The sequence below is a fragment of the Neisseria sp. P0007.S010 genome, assembly GCF_051962875.1.
GTDB classification, from domain to species: domain Bacteria; phylum Pseudomonadota; class Gammaproteobacteria; order Burkholderiales; family Neisseriaceae; genus Neisseria; species Neisseria subflava_A.
In genome coordinates this window covers 86,451-105,419 of sequence record NZ_JBQCUX010000006.1, presented here as the reverse complement: position 1 = coordinate 105,419, position 18,969 = coordinate 86,451, and the positions used below count along the sequence as shown (strand labels likewise).

Below are 18,969 nucleotides of genomic sequence, written 5' to 3'. Positions count from 1 at the left end.
CCTTTTTATTGTTACTTTTAAATCACAATTTAAAATTTCGGAATAACTAGTAAGTTTGATTACAAACCTAATATGTTCGACGATCTATTCTAATTCTGCTAATTTTTTCTCAATCGCCTCTTCAGTCATAAAGCTGCACATGCTGTGGTTGTTGACCAGCATGACCGGTGCGTCGCCGCATGCGCCCATGCATTCGCCTTCGACAAGGGTAAACTTGCCGTCGGGCGTGGTTTCGCCGTAGCCGATACCGAGTTTTTGTTTGAGGTATTCGCCGGTAGCCATACCGCCGCGCAGGGCGCAGGGCAGGTTGGTACAAACGGTCAGTTTGTATTTGCCGACAGGCTCAAGGTCGTACATATTGTAGAAAGTAGCGACTTCGTAGGCTTGTGCAGGCGAGATGCCGATATAGTCTGCGACAAAGGCGATGGTCTCGGGAGCGAGCCAGCCTTTTTCGGTCTGGGCAATACGCAATGCGCCCATAATAGCGGATCGGCGTTGGTCGGCAGGATATTTTGCCAACTCGATGTCAATTTGTTTTAAGGATTCTGCGGATAACATTATCGGTCAACCTCCCCGAATACGATGTCCTGCGTACCGATAATGGCAACAACGTCGGCCAGCATGTGGCCTTTTGCCATTTCATCCATGCCTTGCAGGTGGGCAAAGCCGGGTGCGCGGATTTTCAGGCGGTAGGGTTTGTTTGCGCCGTCTGAAATGATGTAAACGCCGAACTCGCCTTTCGGATGTTCGACAGCGGTGTAGGTCTCGCCCTCGGGAACGTGCATACCTTCGGTAAAGAGTTTGAAATGGTGAATCAGGTCTTCCATACCTGTTTTCATTTCGGTACGTTTGGGCGGAGCGAATTTGTGGTTTGTGGTAATGACCGGACCCGGATTGACACGCAACCACTCGGAACATTGTTTGATGATGCGTACGGATTGACGCATTTCTTCCATACGGCAGAGGTAGCGGTCGTAGCAGTCGCCGTTGACGCCGACGGGGATGTCGAAATCCATTTTGTCGTATACTTCGTAAGGCTGTGTCTTACGCACGTCCCATTCCACGCCGGAACCGCGCAACATAACGCCGGTAAAGCCTTTTTGCATGGCGCGCTCAGGGGTGACAACGCCGATGCCGACGGTACGCTGTTTCCAAATACGGTTGTCGGTCAGGAGGGTTTCGAGTGTGTCGATGTTTTTCGGGAAACGTTCGCAGAAGGCGTCGATAAAGTCGAGCATGGTGCCTTCACGGGATTCGTTGAGCTGCTTCAATACTTTGGCGTTGCGGAATTTGCTGCTCTCGTATTTGGGCATGAAGTCGGGCAGGTCGCGGTAAACGCCGCCGGGACGGAAGTAGGCTGCGTGCATACGCGCGCCGGAAACGGCTTCGTACAAGTCCATCAGCTCTTCGCGGTCGCGGAAGGCGTAAAGGATGGCGGTCATCGCACCAATGTCGAAGGCGTGCGAACCGATGCCCATCAAGTGATTGAGGATGCGTGTTACTTCGGCAAACATCACGCGAATATATTGGGCGCGGATAGGTACATCGATACCGGCAAGTTTTTCTACTGCCAAACAATACGCCTGCTCGTTAACCATCATGGAAACGTAGTCCAAGCGGTCCATATAGGGCAGGGCTTGCAGATAGGTTTTGGTTTCAGCCAGTTTTTCAGTACCGCGGTGCAGGAGGCCGATATGTGGGTCGGCACGGACGATGGTTTCGCCCTCCAACTCCAAAATCATACGCAATACGCCGTGCGCCGCAGGGTGTTGCGGGCCGAAGTTGATGGTGTAGTTTCTTAATTTATTGGCCACCGTAGTTCTCCTCACGGACGATACGCGGCGTGATCTCGCGCGGCTCAATGGTAACAGGTTGGTAAATCACGCGTTTTTGCTCTTCGTCGTAACGCATTTCCACATAGCCGGAAATCGGGAAGTCTTTGCGGAACGGATGTCCGACGAAACCGTAATCGGTCAGGATGCGACGCAAGTCCGGGTGGTTGTTGAACATGATGCCGTACATATCGAAGGCTTCGCGTTCGTACCAATCCGCGCTGTTGTAAATATCGACTACGGATTCGACTACGGGGAAGTCGTCGTCTGAAACCCAGACGCGTACGCGGATGCGTTGATTGTTTTTAACGGAAAGCAGCTGACTGACAACGGCAAAGCGTTTGCCCTGCCATACTTCGTTTTTGTAAGTGCTGTAATCGACACCGCACAAGTCAACCAGAAGCTCGAAATGCAAGTCTTCATGGTCGCGCAATGCGGTCATGACGGAAATATAGTGTTCGGGCAGACACTCGACGGTAATCTCGCCCAAAGCTGAAATGACTTTGCCTGCCTGATCGCCAAGCACGCCGACGACGGTCTCATATAAGTTTTGAATGCTTGCCATATCGTCTTCTCCTTACTCGTCACGCGCGATGGTGGAAGTGCGCTTGATTTTTTGTTGGAGCTGAATCAGGCCGTAAATCAGGGCTTCCGCAGTCGGCGGACAACCCGGCACATAAACGTCTACCGGCACGACGCGGTCGGCACCGCGCACAACGGAATAAGAATAGTGATAATAGCCGCCGCCGTTGGCACACGAACCCATAGACAACACCCAGCGCGGCTCGGCGAGCTGGTCGTATACACGGCGCAGGGCTGGCGCCATTTTGTTGGTCAGCGTACCTGCCACAATCATCAGATCGGCCTGACGTGGGGACGGACGGAAAATGATACCGAAACGGTCAAGGTCATAACGCGCCATACCCGCATGCATCATTTCCACGGCGCAGCAGGCCAAGCCGAAAGTAACCGGCCACAATGAACCGGTACGCATATAGTTCAACACCGTATCCGCGCTGGTGGTGATGAAACCTTTTTTCAAAACGCCTTCTATTCCCATTCCAGCGCACCTTTTTTCCATTCGTAAATAAAGCCTACCGTCAAAACGACGATAAACACCAGCATAGACCAGAAGCCGTACGCGCCCAAATCTTTGAACACAACTGCCCATGGCAACATGAACGCGACCTCCAAATCAAACAGGATGAAGAGGATGGCGACGAGGTAATAGCGCACGTCGAACTTCATCCTTGCGTTCTCAAAGGCTTCAAAACCGCATTCGTAAGCCGCGTCTTTTTCGGCATAGTGACGTTTCGGGCCTAAAATTGTGCCGAGCAAAATAAACAGCACGCCGGCCGCAAGGCCGACGAGGATGAATACGAGGACGGGAAAGTAACTGGCCAACATGGTCGTACCTAACTGGTTGACAGACAAATCTTAAAAATAGATTACCATTTTATCGAATTTCAAAAGCCATTTAAAGGTAAATATCAGCAAATCAGCAAAAAAACCTCAATAAATTCAATAAAGTTATGAGAACAATTCTTATTTGTATTTAATATTTCCAAATTTTAATTTCGGTTTAATTATGTATCATTTAATTTAAATTTTCCGCCTATTCAATTTATGCCCCGAATCCTCCCTCTTTCCGATTCCCAATAAAACATGAGGCCGTCTGAAATAGATTATTTTCAGACGGCCTGCGTACATCACATCCATTTAAATGGAAAAATCAATCGACACCTTTGAGCATGCGGTTCAATACCGGGGCGAGTACCAACAGGATACCGCAGGTTACCGCGCCGATGGTGGCCAGCATCCAGTAGAAATCCAATGGCGACTGAGCATTGTAGTAGTCTTTAAACAACACTCCGCCCAAGGTAAAGCCGATGGACAATGCCAAGAAATTCAAAGCAACCATTTGTGTTTTAAACATGCTCGGTGCGATTTTGGTAGAAAACGACAGCGAAATCGGCGACAGCATCAGCTCGCCTATCGTAATCGCCAGCAACACCAGCATAAACACGATAATCGGCATCGGGGTTCCGGATGAAATATACGGAATAAAACTCAAATAAGAGACGCCGGTTACCAACATGGCCAGTGCAAACTTCAACGGCGTTTTAGGTTGGCGTTTGCCCATTTTCGTCCACACCGCCGCCATCACGCCGGAAAAGAGGACCACCCACATGGCCTGTATCGAATCTTTCCATGAAACAGGCACGGTAAAGCCGAAGAAAGTACGGTCCACCGTTTCGTCAAAATAGACCGTCGCAACGGTGTACACCTGAAACCAAACCGCCCAGAACATACAAATGGTCAAAAACAGCGGAATATAGGCCACAATATAGCGTTTATTAGCCGCTTCAACGTGGCTGCTGCCCAACAGTCGCGCGAAATAAGCGACGACGGTAACGATAACCACGCCCAAGAGCCAGCGGGAGAAGTTTTCAAGGGTGAGTGCGCCGGAAGCAATCACGCTGCCCAACACCAAAATCAGCAACACACCGACAGCCATGGCGGTATGCACCTTTTCAGGGCGCAACGGATTGGGAACCGGCGTATGCGGCAGGTTTTTACGGCCGCGCGAATACCACAGCAGGCCGAATGCCATACCGACGGCCGCCGCGCCGAAACCGTAATGGAAACCCATCCTGTCTTGCAAAATACCGGTCAACAACGGGCCTAAGAAGCCGCCGATATTGATAGAAATATAGAAAATAGAGAAACCGGCATCACGCAATTCGCGCAGGTCTTCCCGTTCATACAAAGAACCGACCATCGAACCGGCAGACGATTTCACGCCGCCGCTGCCCAGCGCGATAAACACCAAGCCCAGCAGCAATCCCATCAAACCCGGCACAATCGCCAATAAAATATGGCCGGTCATCACGACGATGCCGGCGATAAACAGGGTACGCTCCGCACCCCAAATGCGGTCGGCCAACCACGCACCGAGAATGGTGGACAGGTAAACGCTGCCGCCGTACGCGCCGACAATGCCGCCGGCCAAGGCTTTATCCATACCCAAACCGCCTTGATTCGCGGTGTAATACAGATAAATCAGCAGGATGCCCTGCATACCGTAGAAGGAAAAACGCTCCCACAGCTCAATATGGAATAGGGTGGATAATTGCAAAGGATGGCCGAAGAAAGTTTTCTCGGCAGAAGACAGCTTTTGACCGGACATTTAATAAGTTCTCCTAATTATATTGGACAGGATCAGACTTCAGACGGCCTGTTATACCTACCAATCATTTTTATAGAAACTATATATTACCGCCAATCTTTGCATTTGCAAAACATGTTTTAATATTTGCAAAATAATGTTTCTTTCAAACTGAAAAATGCCGTCTGAAATCTTTCAGACGGCATTTTATGTTTTACGGTTTATACGCCTTGTTTCAGGCTGGCTTCGATGAAGCCGTCCAAGTCGCCGTCCAAAACGGCTTTGGTGTTGCCGACTTCGTAGCCTGTGCGCAAGTCTTTGATGCGTGAGGAGTCTAAGACGTACGAACGGATTTGGCTGCCCCAACCCACATCGGACTTGCCGTCTTCCAATGCCTGTTTCTCTTCGTTGCGTTTGCGCATTTCCAATTCGTACAGTTTGGATTTCAACATTTCCATCGCAGCAGCTTTGTTGGCGTGTTGCGAGCGGTCGTTTTGACATTGCACCACAATTCCCGTCGGCTCGTGGGTAATACGCACGGCGGAGTCGGTTTTGTTAATGTGCTGACCGCCGGCACCGGATGCGCGGTAAGTGTCGATGCGCAAGTCGGCCGGGTTGATTTCGATTTCGATGGAATCGTCGATTTCGGGGTACACGAACACGGATGAAAAAGACGTGTGTCGTTTGTTGTTGGAGTCAAACGGCGAGTAGCGCACCAAGCGGTGAACGCCGGTTTCGGTACGCAGCAAGCCGTAGGCGTATTCGCCTTCCACGCGGATGGTGGCGCGGTTGATGCCCGCGATTTCGCCGTCGTCTTCTTCGAGGATTTCGATTTTGAAGCCTTTGCGCTCGGCGTAGCGGCTGTACATGCGGAACAGCATGCCCGCCCAGTCTTCGGCTTCGGTACCGCCCGCGCCTGCGGTGATGTCGATAAAGCAGTTGTTCGGGTCGGCAGGATGGTTGAACATTCGTTTGAATTCGAGGTCGGCCATTTGTTTTTCCAAACCGGCCACATCTTCCTGCACGGCGGCGAAACCTTCTTCGTCGTTTTCTTCAACGGCCATTTCGATCAGCATGCGGTTGTCTTCGATGCCTGAGGCGATGTTGTCGAGGGTCAACACGATGCCTTCGAGGATTTTGCGCTCTTTGCCGATTTCTTGGGCGCGTTTGGGGTCGTTCCAGAGTTCCGGGTCTTCGGAGAGGCCGATGACTTCTTCCAATCGGTCTTTCTTGCCCTGATAGTCCATATAGACGCGGATGTCTTCGCTGCGCTTCTCCAAGTCGTTTAGGGTGTTGTTAAGCTGGTTGATTACTTCGGCTTCCATGATTCTTGTGTTCTTTCAAAATTTTAGGGGCGTATTGTAAGGGATTTGCCTGTTTTTTTCCATGACCGGGTCGTCTGAAAATGTGCGGTTTGGATTTTCAGACGGCCTCGGTTTTGAATTTTTCCAACCAAATCCGCCAGTCGTTGTCTATCGGCGCTTGTACGGTTATCCGGCTGCCGTCTTCTATGCTTTGAAAACTGAGGCTTCGCGCGTGCAACATCAGGCGTTGCGTGCCGATATGTTCGGCAACGGCATGATTTTGGCGCAAATCGCCGTAGTTGGTGTCGCCGACGATGGGGTGGAAAATGTGTTTCATATGGCGGCGGAGTTGGTGTTTGCGGCCGGTGTGCGGCGTAAGTTTGGCCCACGAATAACGCGAAGTCGGATAACGCAGGGCGGATTGGAACGGCAACTCGGTTTGCGCCAGACAGCGGTAGGCGGTTTGCGCTTCCTGCAATGTGGCTTCGGTCTGCGCTTCGGCGATTTTGTCGGGCATATATTTGAGGGCGTAATCAATCAGGCCGTCTGAAGGCAGATGGCCGCGAACGATCGCCCAATAGGTTTTTTCGATGGTTTTGTTTTCAAACTGCTGCGTCAATAATCGTGCGGCTTCCGTATCGAGTGCAAACAGCAAGACGCCGGAAGTCGGGCGGTCGAGGCGGTGGACGGGATAGACGTGCTGCCCGATTTGGTCGCGCAGGGTCTGCACGGCAAAACGGGTTTCATGTTTGTCTAACCAGCTTCGGTGCACCAGCATTCCGGCAGGTTTGTTGACGGCGATGGTGCGGCTGTCGCGGTGGATAATATCGAGCATGGCGGAGCAGTTGAATAAAAGCAGATATTGTAACGGGCTTTTGAAAATGTGGCAGGTACACTTGCCGCCGAAACCCGACTTTCAGACGGCCCGCCCCTTTCGGGTTACAATACGGCACACAAAAAAACGAAGGAAAAGCCGTGAGCCTACTCAAAAAACTGCCCAAACCCATGCTGCCCGACGAAACACGCCGCGATATTCAGGCGCGTGAGTCGTATCATGTATTGAAGATTATTTCCGAATTTGTCGAAGCCGGCGAAGAATTACGCGCCATTCAGCCGGCCGTCAGCATTTACGGCAGCGCGCGCACGCCCGAAAACCATCCCGACTACGCGTTCACATTGCGCTTGGCACGCAAACTGTCGGATGCCGGATTTTCCGTGATTTCCGGCGGCGGACCGGGCATTATGGAAGCAGCCAACAAAGGCGCGTTTGCAGGCGCAAGTCCGGCAGTGGGGCTGAATATCGTGTTGCCGCACGAGCAAAAAGCCAATCCGTATCAAGATTTGTCGATTAAATTCCAACACTTCTTCCCACGCAAAGTCATGTTCGTCAAACACGCCGTGGCGTATGTCGTCATGCCCGGCGGTTTCGGCACATTGGACGAATTGTTTGAAAGCCTGACTTTGGTGCAAACCGGCAAAACGCCCGACCGCCCGATTATCTTAGTAGGCAAAGCATTTTGGGCGGGACTGTTGGACTGGATACGCGAGCAGTTGCTGGGCAGAAACCTGATTTTGGAAGAGGACTTGAACCTGATCCGCGTCATCGACGACGAAGACGAAATCATCGAAGAAATCTTCGCCCATTACGAAAACCGCTTGGAAGACTTGTCCGAACACCAAAATGCTTGGTCGCTGGGGCTGTAAAAAACTAAGGTTTCAACTGAAAAAGCAGTTATCCCGCCTGCCCTTTGCTTCATGAATAAAGGCCGTCTGAAAATGTTTTCAGACGGCCTTTTATCTTCTTTCAAAGCGTTTAATTGTTTTCCCACTCGACATGCTCACTCAAGAAACCGCCGCTTTGGTGCGCCCAAAGTTTGGCGTACAGGCCTTGTTTCGCGAGCAACTCGGTGTGGCTGCCTTCTTCGATGATGCGGCCTTTGTCCAAGACGATGAGGCGGTCCATCGCGGCGATGGTGGAGAGGCGGTGGGCGATGGCAATCACGGTTTTGCCTTCCATCATTTTGTCGAGGCTTTCTTGGATGGCGGCTTCGACTTCGGAGTCGAGCGCGCTGGTGGCTTCGTCAAGCAACAGAATCGGCGCGTCTTTAAGCATGACGCGGGCGATGGCGATGCGTTGGCGCTGGCCGCCGGAAAGTTTCACGCCGCGTTCGCCGACGTGTGCGTCATAACCGCGCCGGCCTTTGGCGTCGGAAAGGTTGGGGATGAAGTCGGCGGCTTCGGCGCGTTCGGCGGCGGAAATCATTTCGGCGTCTGTGGCATCGGGGCGGCCGTAGATAATGTTGTCGCGCACGGAGCGGTGCAGCAGGGAAGTGTCTTGCGTCACCAGACCGATTTGGGCGCGCAAGCTTTCTTGGGTCACGCTGTCCACGTTTTGTCCGTCGATCGAAATCGTGCCGCTTTGCGGTTCATAAAAGCGCAGGAGTAGGTTGACGATGGTGGATTTGCCTGCGCCGCTGCGGCCGATCAAGCCGACTTTTTCGCCGGGTTTGATGTTCAGGTTAAAGCCGTTGAGGAGCGGTTTGCCTGCTTCGTAGGAGAAATCGACGTGTTCAAACTTGATTTCGCCCCGGGTAACTTTCAGCGGCAGGGCTTGCGGCTTATCGAGGATGGTGTGGGGTTTGGACAGGGTGACCATGCCGTCGTTGACGGTACCGATGTTTTCAAACAATCGGGCGGATTCCCACATGATGTATTGCGACAAACCGTTCACGCGCAATGCCATGGCCGTGGCGGTGGCGACCGCGCCCACGCCGACTTGGCCGTGATACCAAAGCCAAATACCCAAGGCAGTCGTACCGACGGTCAGCGAGCTGTTGACGATAAAACTGCAGGTGTGAAGCAGCGTTGCCAAACGCATTTGGGCATGGACGGTTACCATAAATTCTTCCATCGACTGCTTGGCATAAGCGGCCTCGCGTGCGCCGTGGGAGAAGAGTTTGACGGTGGCGATATTAGAGTAGGCGTCGGTAATGCGGCCGGTCATCAGCGAGCGCGCATCGGCCTGACGCGCAGCGGTTCTGCCGAGCTTGGGAATCAGGAAACGCATAATCATGGCAAATCCAATCATCCAGCAAATAAACGGCACGATAAGCCAAGCATCGAATGAGGACAGAATCACGCCGGAAGTGATGAAGTACACCAACACATACACAACCATATCGGCAACGGTCATCACGACATCGCGCAGCGCCAGCGCGGTTTGCATGACTTTGGCGGACACGCGGCCGGCAAACTCGTCCTGATAAAAGCCCAGGCTTTGACCCAGCATCAGGCGGTGGAAATTCCAGCGCAGGCGCATGGGGAACACGCCTTGCAGGGTTTGCAGGCGCACATTGGAAGCGAAAAAGGTCCAAACGGCAAAAAATGCCACCATGGCCATCATGCCGATTAATGCATGGCCTTTTTCAACAAAAAGCGTTTGCGGCGTATACGTGCCGAGCCAATCAACCACCTTGCCCATAAATTGGAACATCAAGGCTTCCATGATGCCGACGCCGACCGTAAACACGGCCAACACGGCAATCCATTTGCGCACGCCTTCGATGTTGCTCCAAATAAACCGCCACAACCCTTTTTCAGGCGTTTTCGGGGCGGCTTCGGGATAAGGGTCGATGCGGGACTCGAACCATGAGAATATTTTTTTAATCATTGTTTTTGCAAATTTGATAAGACGGCCAGGCCGTCTGAAAAGGATAACTCAAATACATTCAAGACTGTATTTTACGGTAAAAATCCGACTGATGACAGCAGATACCGTCAGTCCGACCAAACCAATCTATCGATTTGGCCATCTAAAAATCCCTTTTCTTTGCCCAAAACAAAGGCCGTCTGAAACTTTTCAGACGGCCTTTGCCGGATTGGGCTTAACCCTAAAAACTACTCTTTACGTTGACGACCCAAATCGGCAGCGGCAGTAAACAAAACGTCGGTGGAAGAGTTCAACGCAGTTTCTGCAGAGTCTTGAATCACGCCGATAATGAAGCCGACGGCAACCACCTGCATGGCCACATCGTTATCGATACCGAACAGGCTGCACGCCAAAGGAATCAGCAGCAACGAGCCACCGGCCACACCGGATGCACCGCACGCGCTGACAGTTGCCACCAGGCTCAGCAGCAGGGCAGTAGCGAAGTCAACCGTAATGCCTTGCGTGTGCGCCGCAGCCATCGCCAAAACGGTAATGGTGATTGCCGCACCAGCCATATTGATGGTTGCACCCAATGGAATGGAGATAGAGTAAGTGTCTTCGTGCAGACCCAGTTTTTTCGCCAATGCCATGTTCACAGGGATATTGGCGGCGGAAGAACGGGTGAAGAAGGCATACACGCCGCTTTCGCGCAGGCAGGTAAACACCAGCGGGAAAGGATTGCTGCGGATTTGCGTCCACACAATAATCGGGTTGACCACCAACGCAATAAACAGCATACAGCCGAGCAATACGGCCAACAGCTGCATATAACCGGCAAGCGCTTCAAAACCGGTTTCCGCAATAGTAGAAGACACCAAGCCGAAAATACCCAGCGGCGCAAAACGGATAATCCATTTCACGACGGTCGAAACGGTATCGGCCAAGTCGGCTGCCACTTGGCGGGTCGTATCCGAACCGTGATGGCGCAAAGCCGCGCCCAATACCAAAGCCCAAGCCAAAATGCCGATATAGTTGGCATTGGCCAGCGCGTTAATCGGGTTGGCCACCAAATTCATCAGCAGCGTTTTCAACACTTCGATAATGCCGGAAGGCGGCGCAACGGATACATCGCCTGCCGTACGCAGAATCAGCGTGGTCGGGAATGCCATACTGGCGACAACCGCCACCACGGCCGCTGCAAACGTACCGAAAATATACAAAATCAAAATCGGTTTGATGTGGGCCTGATTGCCTTTTTGGTGTTGCGCAATGGCGGCAGTCACCAAAACAAATACCAAAATCGGCGCGATAGCCTTAAGCGCACCGACAAACAGGCTACCCAGCAGTCCTGCGCTGATACCGACTTGCGGCGAAACTGCACCCACAATAATACCTAAAACCAAGCCGATGGCGATTTGCGCCACCAGGCTGACGCGATTGAGCGCGTTCAAAATCGGATTGCCACTTGCCATATCCGTTCCTTCACAATTTAAAGATATGTTAAAAAAGTCTTACATTCTAAAATAAAAAATCATTTGTCGGCGAGGTTTTCATGCACACCTCACAAAAACAGCATTAAAATTTAACATTTATGATACGGTTGGCACTTTATGCCAAAAATACGGTCAAAACTGCTCAAACCCTACTTTAAAGTATGCCCATACCGTTGCTTTACTTCTCTATATCTTGCTTTCAGACGGCCTGAAATCTGCGCCATAAGGCCGAATACAAAGGCAACTTCATCAGTCAAAATACAAAAACATAACTATTACAATCAGATATAAACAAACAAAAATCCGCCCTTAAGTCGCATTTTGCAACGTTATCGCGCTAAATTTCCGTTTATAACCATAGCCTGAAACCTTGCAGAAATAATGTTAAAATCCCCAAACTGAAGAATTGTCGCTGTCGAACACACATCATGACCAAACTGACCTACCCTGTTTTATTTGCATCATTGGCGCTCGCCTACGGACACGCGTTGGCAGTAGATACTTCCGTTCCCAAAGCGGAAGACTACGAAGCTGTTCCCGAATCCGAAATGCCCAAGCAGCCCAAAGACGACCAAACAGGCAAACTCAAGCCCAAATTCCCCGTCAAAATCGACACCCAAGACAGCGAAATCAAAGAAATGCTTGAAGAATACCTGCCGCTGATTACCCAGCAGCAGGAAGAAGAGCTGGATAAAGAACAGGTCAGCTTCCTCGCCGAAGAGGCACCCGACAACGTCAAAACCATGCTCCGGACCAAAGGCTACTTCAACAGCAACGTCAATATTCAAGACCACGGCGAGAGCTACACCGTCAACGTCACCCCCGGCCCGCGCACCAAAGTCGACAACGTCAGCGTGGCCATCCTCGGCGACGTATTGAATGACGACAACTTGGCCGAGTACTACCAAAATGCGATGGAAAACTGGCAGCAGCCCGTTGGCGAAAACTTCGACCAAGACGGCTGGAGTGCAAGTAAAACCTCCGTCCTCAGCGCGGTAACACGCAAAAAATACCCTTTGGCGAAACTTACCACCACCCAAGCCACCATCAATCCCAATACCCAAAAAGCCGACTTGAACGTCATCGTAGAGAGCAACCGTCCCATTTACTTTGGCGATTTCCAAATAACCGGCACACGCCGCTACCCTGAGAGCGTGGTTTCCGGCATGGCGCGCTTCCAACCCGGTTCGCCTTACGACTTAGACAAAATCCTCGACCTGCAACAGGCGCTCGAACAAAACGGCCACTACTCCGGTGCGTCCGTACAAGCCGACTTCGATCAACTGCAAGGCGACCGCGTTCCCGTCAAAATCAACGTGACCGAAGTCAAACGCCACAAACTGGAAACCGGTATCCGCTACGACTCCGAATATGGAATCGGCGGCCGCATCGCCTACGACTATTACAACCTCTTTAACAAGGGCTACATCGGCTCGGTCGTTTGGGACATGGACAAATACGAGACCACGCTGGCCGCCGGTATCAGCCAACCGCGCAACAACCGCGGCAACTACTGGACAAGCAACGTTTCCTACAACCGATCGACCACGCAAAACCTTGAAAAACGCGCCCTGACCAGCGGTATTTGGTACGTCCGCGACCGCAACAATATTGATGCCCGCTTCGGCCTCGAATTCATTACCGAAGACCGCAAAGTCCCCGACACCAGCTACGATTTGGGTCGAAGCCATGCCACCATGCTGACCGCCTCATGGAAACGGCAAAGCATTGAAACCGAGCTGCACCCTCAAAACGGCTACTACCTCGACGGCAAAATCGGCTCGACCTTGGGCAAACTCCTCTCCTCCACCCAAATGGCACGCGCCACGGCACGGGCAGGCTATTTCTTCACGCCTGAAAACAAAAAACTCGGTACGTTCATCGTACGAGGACAAGCAGGCTACGTTTATGCCCGCGAAGGCGAAGAAGTACCGTCCAGCCTGATGTTCCGCACCGGCGGCGCAACTTCCGTACGCGGTTACGAACTCGACAGCATCGGCTTAGCCGGCCCCAACGGCTCCGTTTTACCGCAACGCGCCTTGGTGGTCGGCAGCCTCGAATATCAATTCCCAGTTACCAAGAGCTTCTCCGGCGCCATCTTCCACGATGTCGGCGATGCGGCGAGCAACTTCAAACACATGACCTTAAAACACGGTACCGGCTTGGGCGTGCGCTGGTTCAGCCCGGTTGCGCCGTTCTCCTTCGATATTGCCTACGGCCATCACGACAAAAAAATCCGCTGGCACATCAGCTTGGGCACAAGGTTTTAACAAACATACTCACCATCCATTCTTTCAGACGGCCTCAGCCATTTCAGGCCGTCTGAACAACAGACAAACAGAAAAATATCATGACCGATACTGCAAACACTTCCACGCCGTCTGAACAACAGCCCGCCCCGCCAAAGCGCAAAAAACGCCTGTTGCGCGGCTTTGTCCTGTCCGCCTTGGGCGTATTGACCGTTTCCGCCGGCGCGATCGGCTGGCTGGTCGGTACGGAATCGGGTTTGCGTTTCGGTTTGTACAAAATCCCGTCATGGTTCGGCGTCAAAATTTCTTCGGACACACTGAAGGGGACGCTGATTGAAGGTTTTGAAGGCGACAAATGGTTGATTGAAACAGAAGGTGCGGATGTTAAAATCAGCAGCTTCCGCTTTGATTGGAAGCCGTCCGAGCTGACCCGTCCTTCCTTGCACATTACCGAAGTCGTGGCCGGCGACATCGCCATCGTGACCAAACGCACGCCACCTAAAGAAGAAGAACCATCAAAAGGCCTGCCCGACAGCATAGACCTGCCCGTTACCGCCCATCTCGACCGTTTGGAAACCGGCAAAATCAGCGTGGGCAAGCGTTTTGACAAGCAGACCGTCTATCTCGACCATCTGCACGCAGCCTATCATTACGACAAAAAAGAACACCGCCTCCACATCAAAACCGCCGACACGCCTTGGAGCAGCTCGACAGGCGCGGTGGTGCTTGGTTTGAACAAACCCTACGTCCTCAATACCGCCATCTACACCAAAGGCCAACTTGAGGGCGAAACCCTACATGGTACGGTGCGCCTGTGGGGCAGCCTGCAAGACGTATCCACCGACTTGCTACTCGATAGCGACAACGTTCATTTATCGGCAAAATCCACCATTCACCCATTCGCCGACAGCCTCAATGAAACCGTCGGCGAAATCCTGATTAAAGGTTCCAACATCAATCCGCAGGCCTTCCTGCCCAGCCTGCCCAAAGCGCGCCTGAATTTCGATGCCACCACCATTCCGTCCTTTACCGACGGCGTTGCGCTGGAAGGCTCGATTGACTTGGAAAACGACCAAGCCGGTTTTGCCGATGAAAACCATATCCCCGTCAAACGCATCCTCGGCGAATTCATCGTCGACGACAAAGGCACGGTCATGATTGAAGACATCGGCGTCGACCTGCTCAAAGACGGCAGCATCGATGTATCCGGCTCAATCGATACCGCCCAAGACCAGCTCAAACTCGCACTGGGCATCAACAATACCGGCGCAGACGACTTTGTCCGTCAAAACATCGCAGGCCGTCTGAACGGCAGTATCGACGTCAAAGGCGAAACCTCCTCCCCTGTCGTCAACTGGAATCTCGACAGCGGATTTGCGCGTACAGACGGCATGCTGTTTTTCCAAACCGACAAACAGCTCGGCCAGCGCACGCTCAAGCTCGACAAAGTCCGCCTGGTTCCGCAAAACGGCGGCGAACTCAACGCCAAAGGCTCGCTCGAACTCTTCAAAGACCGCAAACTGCAACTGGACATCGTCAGCAAAGCCTTCAACCCTGCACGCATCGACCCGCAGCTTCCACAAGGCAGCGTCAACGGCAACATCAACTTGACCGGCATACTGGCGCAAGAAAAATTCGCCGGCAAAATGCAGTTCGCACCGAGTACGCTCAACGGCGTTCCGCTCAGCGGCAAAGCCGACGTCGCCTATGAAAACAAACACCTTGCGCGCGCCCTGACCGACCTGACCCTCGGCAGCAACATCGTCAAAACCAACGGCAGCTTCGGCCAAAAAGGCGACCGCCTCAATCTCAACATTACTGCCCCCGATTTGTCGCGTTTCGGCTTCGGCTTGGGCGGCCTGCTCAACGCGCGCGGCTACATCTCCGGCAGTTTTTCAGACGGCCTCAAAACCCTTGAAGCCGATTTGAACGGCGAAGCGCGCAACTTCAAAGTCGCCGATACCGTCAATATCCGCACCCTCGACTTCAAACTTAAAGGTTCGCCCGACACCAACCGTCCGTTGAGTGCCGATATTAAAGGCGAACACATCGCCGTCTCCGGCGGCGCGGCCATGATTGACAACGTCAACCTGCTCATCAGCGGCACAGGTTCTCACCACCACATCCGCGGCAACAGCAGCATGGCGGTGGACAATAAACGCTATAAGCTCGACCTCGATGCCACCGGCGGCCTCAACAAAGACCAAACCCAATGGAAAGGCACGGTCGACACGCTCGACATCAACGGCGCGTTCAACCTCAAACTGCAAAACCGCCTCAACCTCGAAGCCGGCAGCGAACGCGTTTCCCTCAGCAGCGCGCGATGGGCGGCTATGGGAGGCAGCCTCAACCTGCAAAATTTCGTTTGGGACAAAAAAGCCGGCATTACCAGTAAAGGCAGCGCACAAAATCTGCACATTACCGAATTGCACAACTTCTACACCCCGCCTATCGAACACAACCTCGTCTTGGGCGGCGACTGGGATTTGGCATACAGTCAAAACGCGCGCGGCTTCCTCAACATCAGCCGACAAAGCGGCGACATCATCCTGCCGGGCAAAGATCCGAAAAACAAACAGCCTTTGGGACTTTCCGCGCTCGCCCTGCGCACCCGTTTCCAAAACGGCCGCATCGACAGCACGCTGGAAGGCAACACCCGCTTCGGCAAAGTTGACGGCACGCTCGGCATCGCCCAGCAGTTCGGCAACAACATCAACAACGCCCCCGTCAGCGGCAAAGTCAATATCAACGTTCCCGATTTGGGCTCGCTCAAATCCTTTATGCCGGCGACAGCCCAAGGCATTGCAGGCCGTCTGAACGCGACCGCCACCATCGGCGGCCGACTCGGTTCGCCTACCGTCAACAGCAACCTCGACCTCCAAACCAATTACGGCCGTGCCGACGGTACCGTCAACATCGGTCAGGGCACCAGCTTCGATACCGCACCTCTGAGCGGCAAGCTCAACCTGAACGTTGCCAACCTCGAAGTCTTCCGCAACTTCCTGCCCGTCGGCCAGACCCTCAAAGGCCGTCTGAACGCCGCCGTCAACTTGGCAGGCCGTCTGAACGATCCGCAACTGAGCGGCCTGATTAACGGCGACAACCTCTATTACCGCCATCAAACCCAAGGCCTGATCCTCGACAACGGCGTATTGCGTTCACGCCTGCAGGGGCAAAAATGGGTGATCGACAGCCTCAAATTCCACCGTGGCGGCACGATTGAGCTCAAAGGCGCGGTCAACCTTGCCAACACCAACCCCGATGTCGACGTGGACATCGTCTTCGACAAATACCGTACCCTCTCGCGTCCAAACCGCCGACTGCAGCTCTCCGGCGCGGCCAAAGTCCTCTACAATCCGGAAAAAGGCGTATCGCTCAACGGCACGCTCAATACCGACTACGGCATGTTCGGTTCGCAAAAATCCTCCATGCCGACCCTCGACGATGATGTGGTCGTACTGGGTGAAACCAAAAAAGAAGCAACGGCCACCACGCCTATTAATATGAACCTTGTCTTGAACATCAACGACAATGTCCGTTTTGTCGGCTACGGCGCAGACGTTACCATCGGCGGCAAACTGGCCATCACATCACGTCCGGGCGAAGCCGTCCAAGGCGTCGGTACCGTGCGCGTTGTCAAAGGCCGCTACAAAGCCTACGGCCAAGACCTCGACATCACCAAAGGCGCGGTTTCCTTCGTCGGCCCGCTGACCGATCCAAACCTCAACATCCGTGCCGAACGCCGCCTCTCCCCGGTCGGCGCAGGTGTCGAAGTTCTCGGCAGCCTCAACAATCCGCGCGTGACCTTGGTTGCGAAAGAAGCCATGAGTGAAAAAGACAAACTTTCCTGGCTCATCCTCAACCGTGCCAGCAGCGGCAGCGACGGCGACAATGCCACGCTCTCTGCGGCCGCCAGCGCACTGCTTGCCGGCCAAATCAACGACCGCATCGGCCTCGTGGATGATTTGGGCTTTACCAGCAAACGCAGCCGCAATGCCCAAACCGGCGAGCTCAACCCTGCCGAACAAGTCCTGACCGTCGGCAAACAGCTCACCAACAACCTCTACGCAGGTTACGAATACGGCATTTCCAGCGCCGAACAATCCGTCAAACTCGTGTACCAACTGACCCGCGCCATCCAAGCCGTTGCCCGCATCGGCACGCGCTCCTCCGGCGGCGAGTTGAAATACACCATCCGCTTTGACAACTGGTTCGGCAAAGACGAACCCGAGCCGGAAGAACAACACTAAAAGCCGTGAAAAAGGCCGTCTGAAATTCATCTTTCAGACGGTCTTTATCTTGTTCTACCATATCAAAATCCGCAGCCATGCCTCAAAAAACAAAGGCCAACGGCGCAAGTTTGAAAACAAATGCTGCTAAAGAAGTGAACTGCAAACCATGGCTTATTCCAAGTTAGCAATAAATAAAGCAGATACAAAAAGGCCGTCTGAAACTGACAGGGGTAGGTTTCAGACGGCCTTTTTTTAATCATCGAAATATCTTGTGCATGGCGTTGCTGATTAATTCGAGCTGTTTCTTATATTCGCGGCAACGTGGGCAGAGCAACAGGTGCACAGTAAGGGCAATGCGGTTAAAAAGACTGAGATACACTTGGTCTTGCTGTTTGGAAATCAGATCGGTTATTTTGCGACATTTTTTCATGGCATTTTCCTGTCAGGCATGGGAGAACCATTTGATTTGCAGGCACTGGCGCAAGGTTTCGCGCGCGCGGTGCATGATGGTGTGATAGTTGGCATGGCTGATGCCGCATTGCTCGCGGATTTCATCGCTTGAAAAGCCGAGAATTTCTTTCATGGTAAACACGCGGGCGGTGTTTTCCGGCAGATGGTAGAGGCAGGTCTGTAAAACTTGGTAGAACTCTTTATTGTTCAAACTGGCTTCGGGCGAGTCCCAACCCTGAGGTTGTCCTTCATCCGTCCAATGCCCGTCAGCGGCAAAATGTCCTTCAAAGGCTTCATCCAAGGCTTCCTCGTCGCGCGTGACGAAAACTTGGCGTTGCCGTCCGATTTGGCGCAGGCAGTCGGTAATTTTGTTTTTTAAGATTGCAAACAGCCAGCTGCTCACTTGGGCGTCGCCTTTGAAACCCTCGGCCGCACGGTAGGCGGAAAGCATGGTTTCCTGTACGAGGTCTTCCACCAAGTCGGGGCGGTCGGGCAGCTGGATATGGGCAAAGCGCAGCAGCAACTTGCGGGATTCGGCAAGCTCGGCATCGGTCAGTTCGGGTAGGGCCATAATGTATCAGTATGAAATGA

At 52.9% G+C, this 18,969-nt stretch carries 14 protein-coding genes; 3 read left to right on the top strand and 11 right to left on the bottom strand.

Annotated features, from left to right (window positions below):
- Nucleotides 1–84: 84 nt before the first annotated feature.
- The 8 genes from nuoE to truC form a co-directional block, all read right to left on the bottom strand.
- Nucleotides 85–558: an NADH-quinone oxidoreductase subunit NuoE gene (gene nuoE / locus ACTHR7_RS06090; protein ID WP_004467713.1), complete on the bottom strand. Its 474-nt coding sequence runs from the start codon at nucleotides 556–558 to the stop codon at nucleotides 85–87.
- Entirely contained in the window at nucleotides 558–1,814 is a 1,257-nt protein-coding gene (nuoD, locus tag ACTHR7_RS06085; protein WP_049332998.1) for an NADH dehydrogenase (quinone) subunit D, read from the bottom strand. The genes nuoE and nuoD overlap by 1 nt, the downstream gene beginning before the upstream one ends.
- Nucleotides 1,804–2,397: an NADH-quinone oxidoreductase subunit C gene (locus tag ACTHR7_RS06080; RefSeq protein WP_049335744.1), complete on the bottom strand. Its 594-nt coding sequence runs from the start codon at nucleotides 2,395–2,397 to the stop codon at nucleotides 1,804–1,806. Before ACTHR7_RS06080 ends, nuoD begins: the two co-directional genes overlap by 11 nt.
- Before the next feature lie 12 nt (nucleotides 2,398–2,409).
- Nucleotides 2,410–2,892: a NuoB/complex I 20 kDa subunit family protein gene (locus tag ACTHR7_RS06075; protein WP_002215610.1), complete on the bottom strand. Its 483-nt coding sequence runs from the start codon at nucleotides 2,890–2,892 to the stop codon at nucleotides 2,410–2,412.
- Entirely contained in the window at nucleotides 2,883–3,239 is a 357-nt protein-coding gene (locus ACTHR7_RS06070; protein ID WP_003686600.1) for an NADH-quinone oxidoreductase subunit A, read from the bottom strand. The genes ACTHR7_RS06075 and ACTHR7_RS06070 overlap by 10 nt, the downstream gene beginning before the upstream one ends.
- A gap of 325 nt (nucleotides 3,240–3,564) precedes the next feature.
- Nucleotides 3,565–5,022, bottom strand: a complete 1,458-nt coding sequence (locus tag ACTHR7_RS06065; RefSeq protein ID WP_049323670.1) for an oligopeptide:H+ symporter — start codon at nucleotides 5,020–5,022, stop codon at nucleotides 3,565–3,567.
- Between the two features lie 200 nt (nucleotides 5,023–5,222).
- Complete coding sequence (gene prfB, locus ACTHR7_RS06060; RefSeq protein WP_049323671.1) at nucleotides 5,223–6,326, bottom strand: peptide chain release factor 2; 1,104 nt, start codon at nucleotides 6,324–6,326, stop codon at nucleotides 5,223–5,225.
- A gap of 97 nt (nucleotides 6,327–6,423) precedes the next feature.
- Nucleotides 6,424–7,140 (bottom strand): tRNA pseudouridine(65) synthase TruC, encoded by a 717-nt coding sequence (truC, locus tag ACTHR7_RS06055; RefSeq protein ID WP_049323673.1) that lies wholly within the window; start codon nucleotides 7,138–7,140, stop codon nucleotides 6,424–6,426.
- A 140-nt stretch (nucleotides 7,141–7,280) separates the two neighbouring features.
- Here truC and ACTHR7_RS06050 point away from each other — a divergent pair, with 140 nt between their 5' ends.
- On the top strand, nucleotides 7,281–8,009 hold the full coding sequence (locus ACTHR7_RS06050; RefSeq protein WP_003747857.1) for a TIGR00730 family Rossman fold protein: 729 nt from the start codon (nucleotides 7,281–7,283) through the stop codon (nucleotides 8,007–8,009).
- Nucleotides 8,010–8,118: 109 nt separating this feature from the next.
- Here ACTHR7_RS06050 and ACTHR7_RS06045 read toward each other — a convergent pair whose 3' ends face one another.
- Nucleotides 8,119–9,975 carry an ABC transporter ATP-binding protein gene (locus ACTHR7_RS06045; protein ID WP_049323675.1) on the bottom strand — a complete coding sequence of 619 codons (1,857 nt, stop codon included), beginning with the start codon at nucleotides 9,973–9,975 and terminating at the stop codon, nucleotides 8,119–8,121.
- Nucleotides 9,976–10,202: 227 nt separating this feature from the next.
- Nucleotides 10,203–11,426: a serine/threonine transporter SstT gene (sstT, locus tag ACTHR7_RS06040; protein ID WP_107868232.1), complete on the bottom strand. Its 1,224-nt coding sequence runs from the start codon at nucleotides 11,424–11,426 to the stop codon at nucleotides 10,203–10,205.
- A gap of 449 nt (nucleotides 11,427–11,875) precedes the next feature.
- Here sstT and ACTHR7_RS06035 point away from each other — a divergent pair, with 449 nt between their 5' ends.
- Both ACTHR7_RS06035 and ACTHR7_RS06030 read left to right on the top strand, forming a co-directional pair.
- Nucleotides 11,876–13,717 carry an autotransporter assembly complex protein TamA gene (locus ACTHR7_RS06035; protein WP_440370517.1) on the top strand — a complete coding sequence of 614 codons (1,842 nt, stop codon included), beginning with the start codon at nucleotides 11,876–11,878 and terminating at the stop codon, nucleotides 13,715–13,717.
- 80 nt (nucleotides 13,718–13,797) lie between these two features.
- Complete coding sequence (locus ACTHR7_RS06030; RefSeq protein ID WP_440370516.1) at nucleotides 13,798–17,946, top strand: translocation/assembly module TamB domain-containing protein; 4,149 nt, start codon at nucleotides 13,798–13,800, stop codon at nucleotides 17,944–17,946.
- 424 nt (nucleotides 17,947–18,370) lie between these two features.
- Here the strand turns inward: ACTHR7_RS06030 and ACTHR7_RS06025 are convergent, their stop codons facing one another.
- Nucleotides 18,371–18,949, bottom strand: coding sequence for a sigma-70 family RNA polymerase sigma factor (locus ACTHR7_RS06025; protein WP_003686679.1), 579 nt, complete (start codon nucleotides 18,947–18,949; stop codon nucleotides 18,371–18,373).
- Nucleotides 18,950–18,969: the final 20 nt, after the last annotated feature.

What these genes read in the sequence shown, in the direction of transcription:
- ACTHR7_RS06035 (WP_440370517.1), top strand. Translation starts at nt 11,876, where the DNA reads ATGACCAAACTGACCTACCCTGTTTTATTTGCATCATTGGCGCTCGCC.
- ACTHR7_RS06075 (WP_002215610.1), bottom strand. Translation starts at nt 2,892, where the DNA reads ATGGGAATAGAAGGCGTTTTGAAAAAAGGTTTCATCACCACCAGCGCG.
- ACTHR7_RS06070 (WP_003686600.1), bottom strand. Translation starts at nt 3,239, where the DNA reads ATGTTGGCCAGTTACTTTCCCGTCCTCGTATTCATCCTCGTCGGCCTT.
- sstT (WP_107868232.1), bottom strand. Translation starts at nt 11,426, where the DNA reads ATGGCAAGTGGCAATCCGATTTTGAACGCGCTCAATCGCGTCAGCCTG.
- prfB (WP_049323671.1), bottom strand. Translation starts at nt 6,326, where the DNA reads ATGGAAGCCGAAGTAATCAACCAGCTTAACAACACCCTAAACGACTTG.
- ACTHR7_RS06080 (WP_049335744.1), bottom strand. Translation starts at nt 2,397, where the DNA reads ATGGCAAGCATTCAAAACTTATATGAGACCGTCGTCGGCGTGCTTGGC.
- nuoE (WP_004467713.1), bottom strand. Translation starts at nt 558, where the DNA reads ATGTTATCCGCAGAATCCTTAAAACAAATTGACATCGAGTTGGCAAAA.
- ACTHR7_RS06045 (WP_049323675.1), bottom strand. Translation starts at nt 9,975, where the DNA reads ATGATTAAAAAAATATTCTCATGGTTCGAGTCCCGCATCGACCCTTAT.
- truC (WP_049323673.1), bottom strand. Translation starts at nt 7,140, where the DNA reads ATGCTCGATATTATCCACCGCGACAGCCGCACCATCGCCGTCAACAAA.
- ACTHR7_RS06030 (WP_440370516.1), top strand. Translation starts at nt 13,798, where the DNA reads ATGACCGATACTGCAAACACTTCCACGCCGTCTGAACAACAGCCCGCC.
- ACTHR7_RS06065 (WP_049323670.1), bottom strand. Translation starts at nt 5,022, where the DNA reads ATGTCCGGTCAAAAGCTGTCTTCTGCCGAGAAAACTTTCTTCGGCCAT.
- ACTHR7_RS06025 (WP_003686679.1), bottom strand. Translation starts at nt 18,949, where the DNA reads ATGGCCCTACCCGAACTGACCGATGCCGAGCTTGCCGAATCCCGCAAG.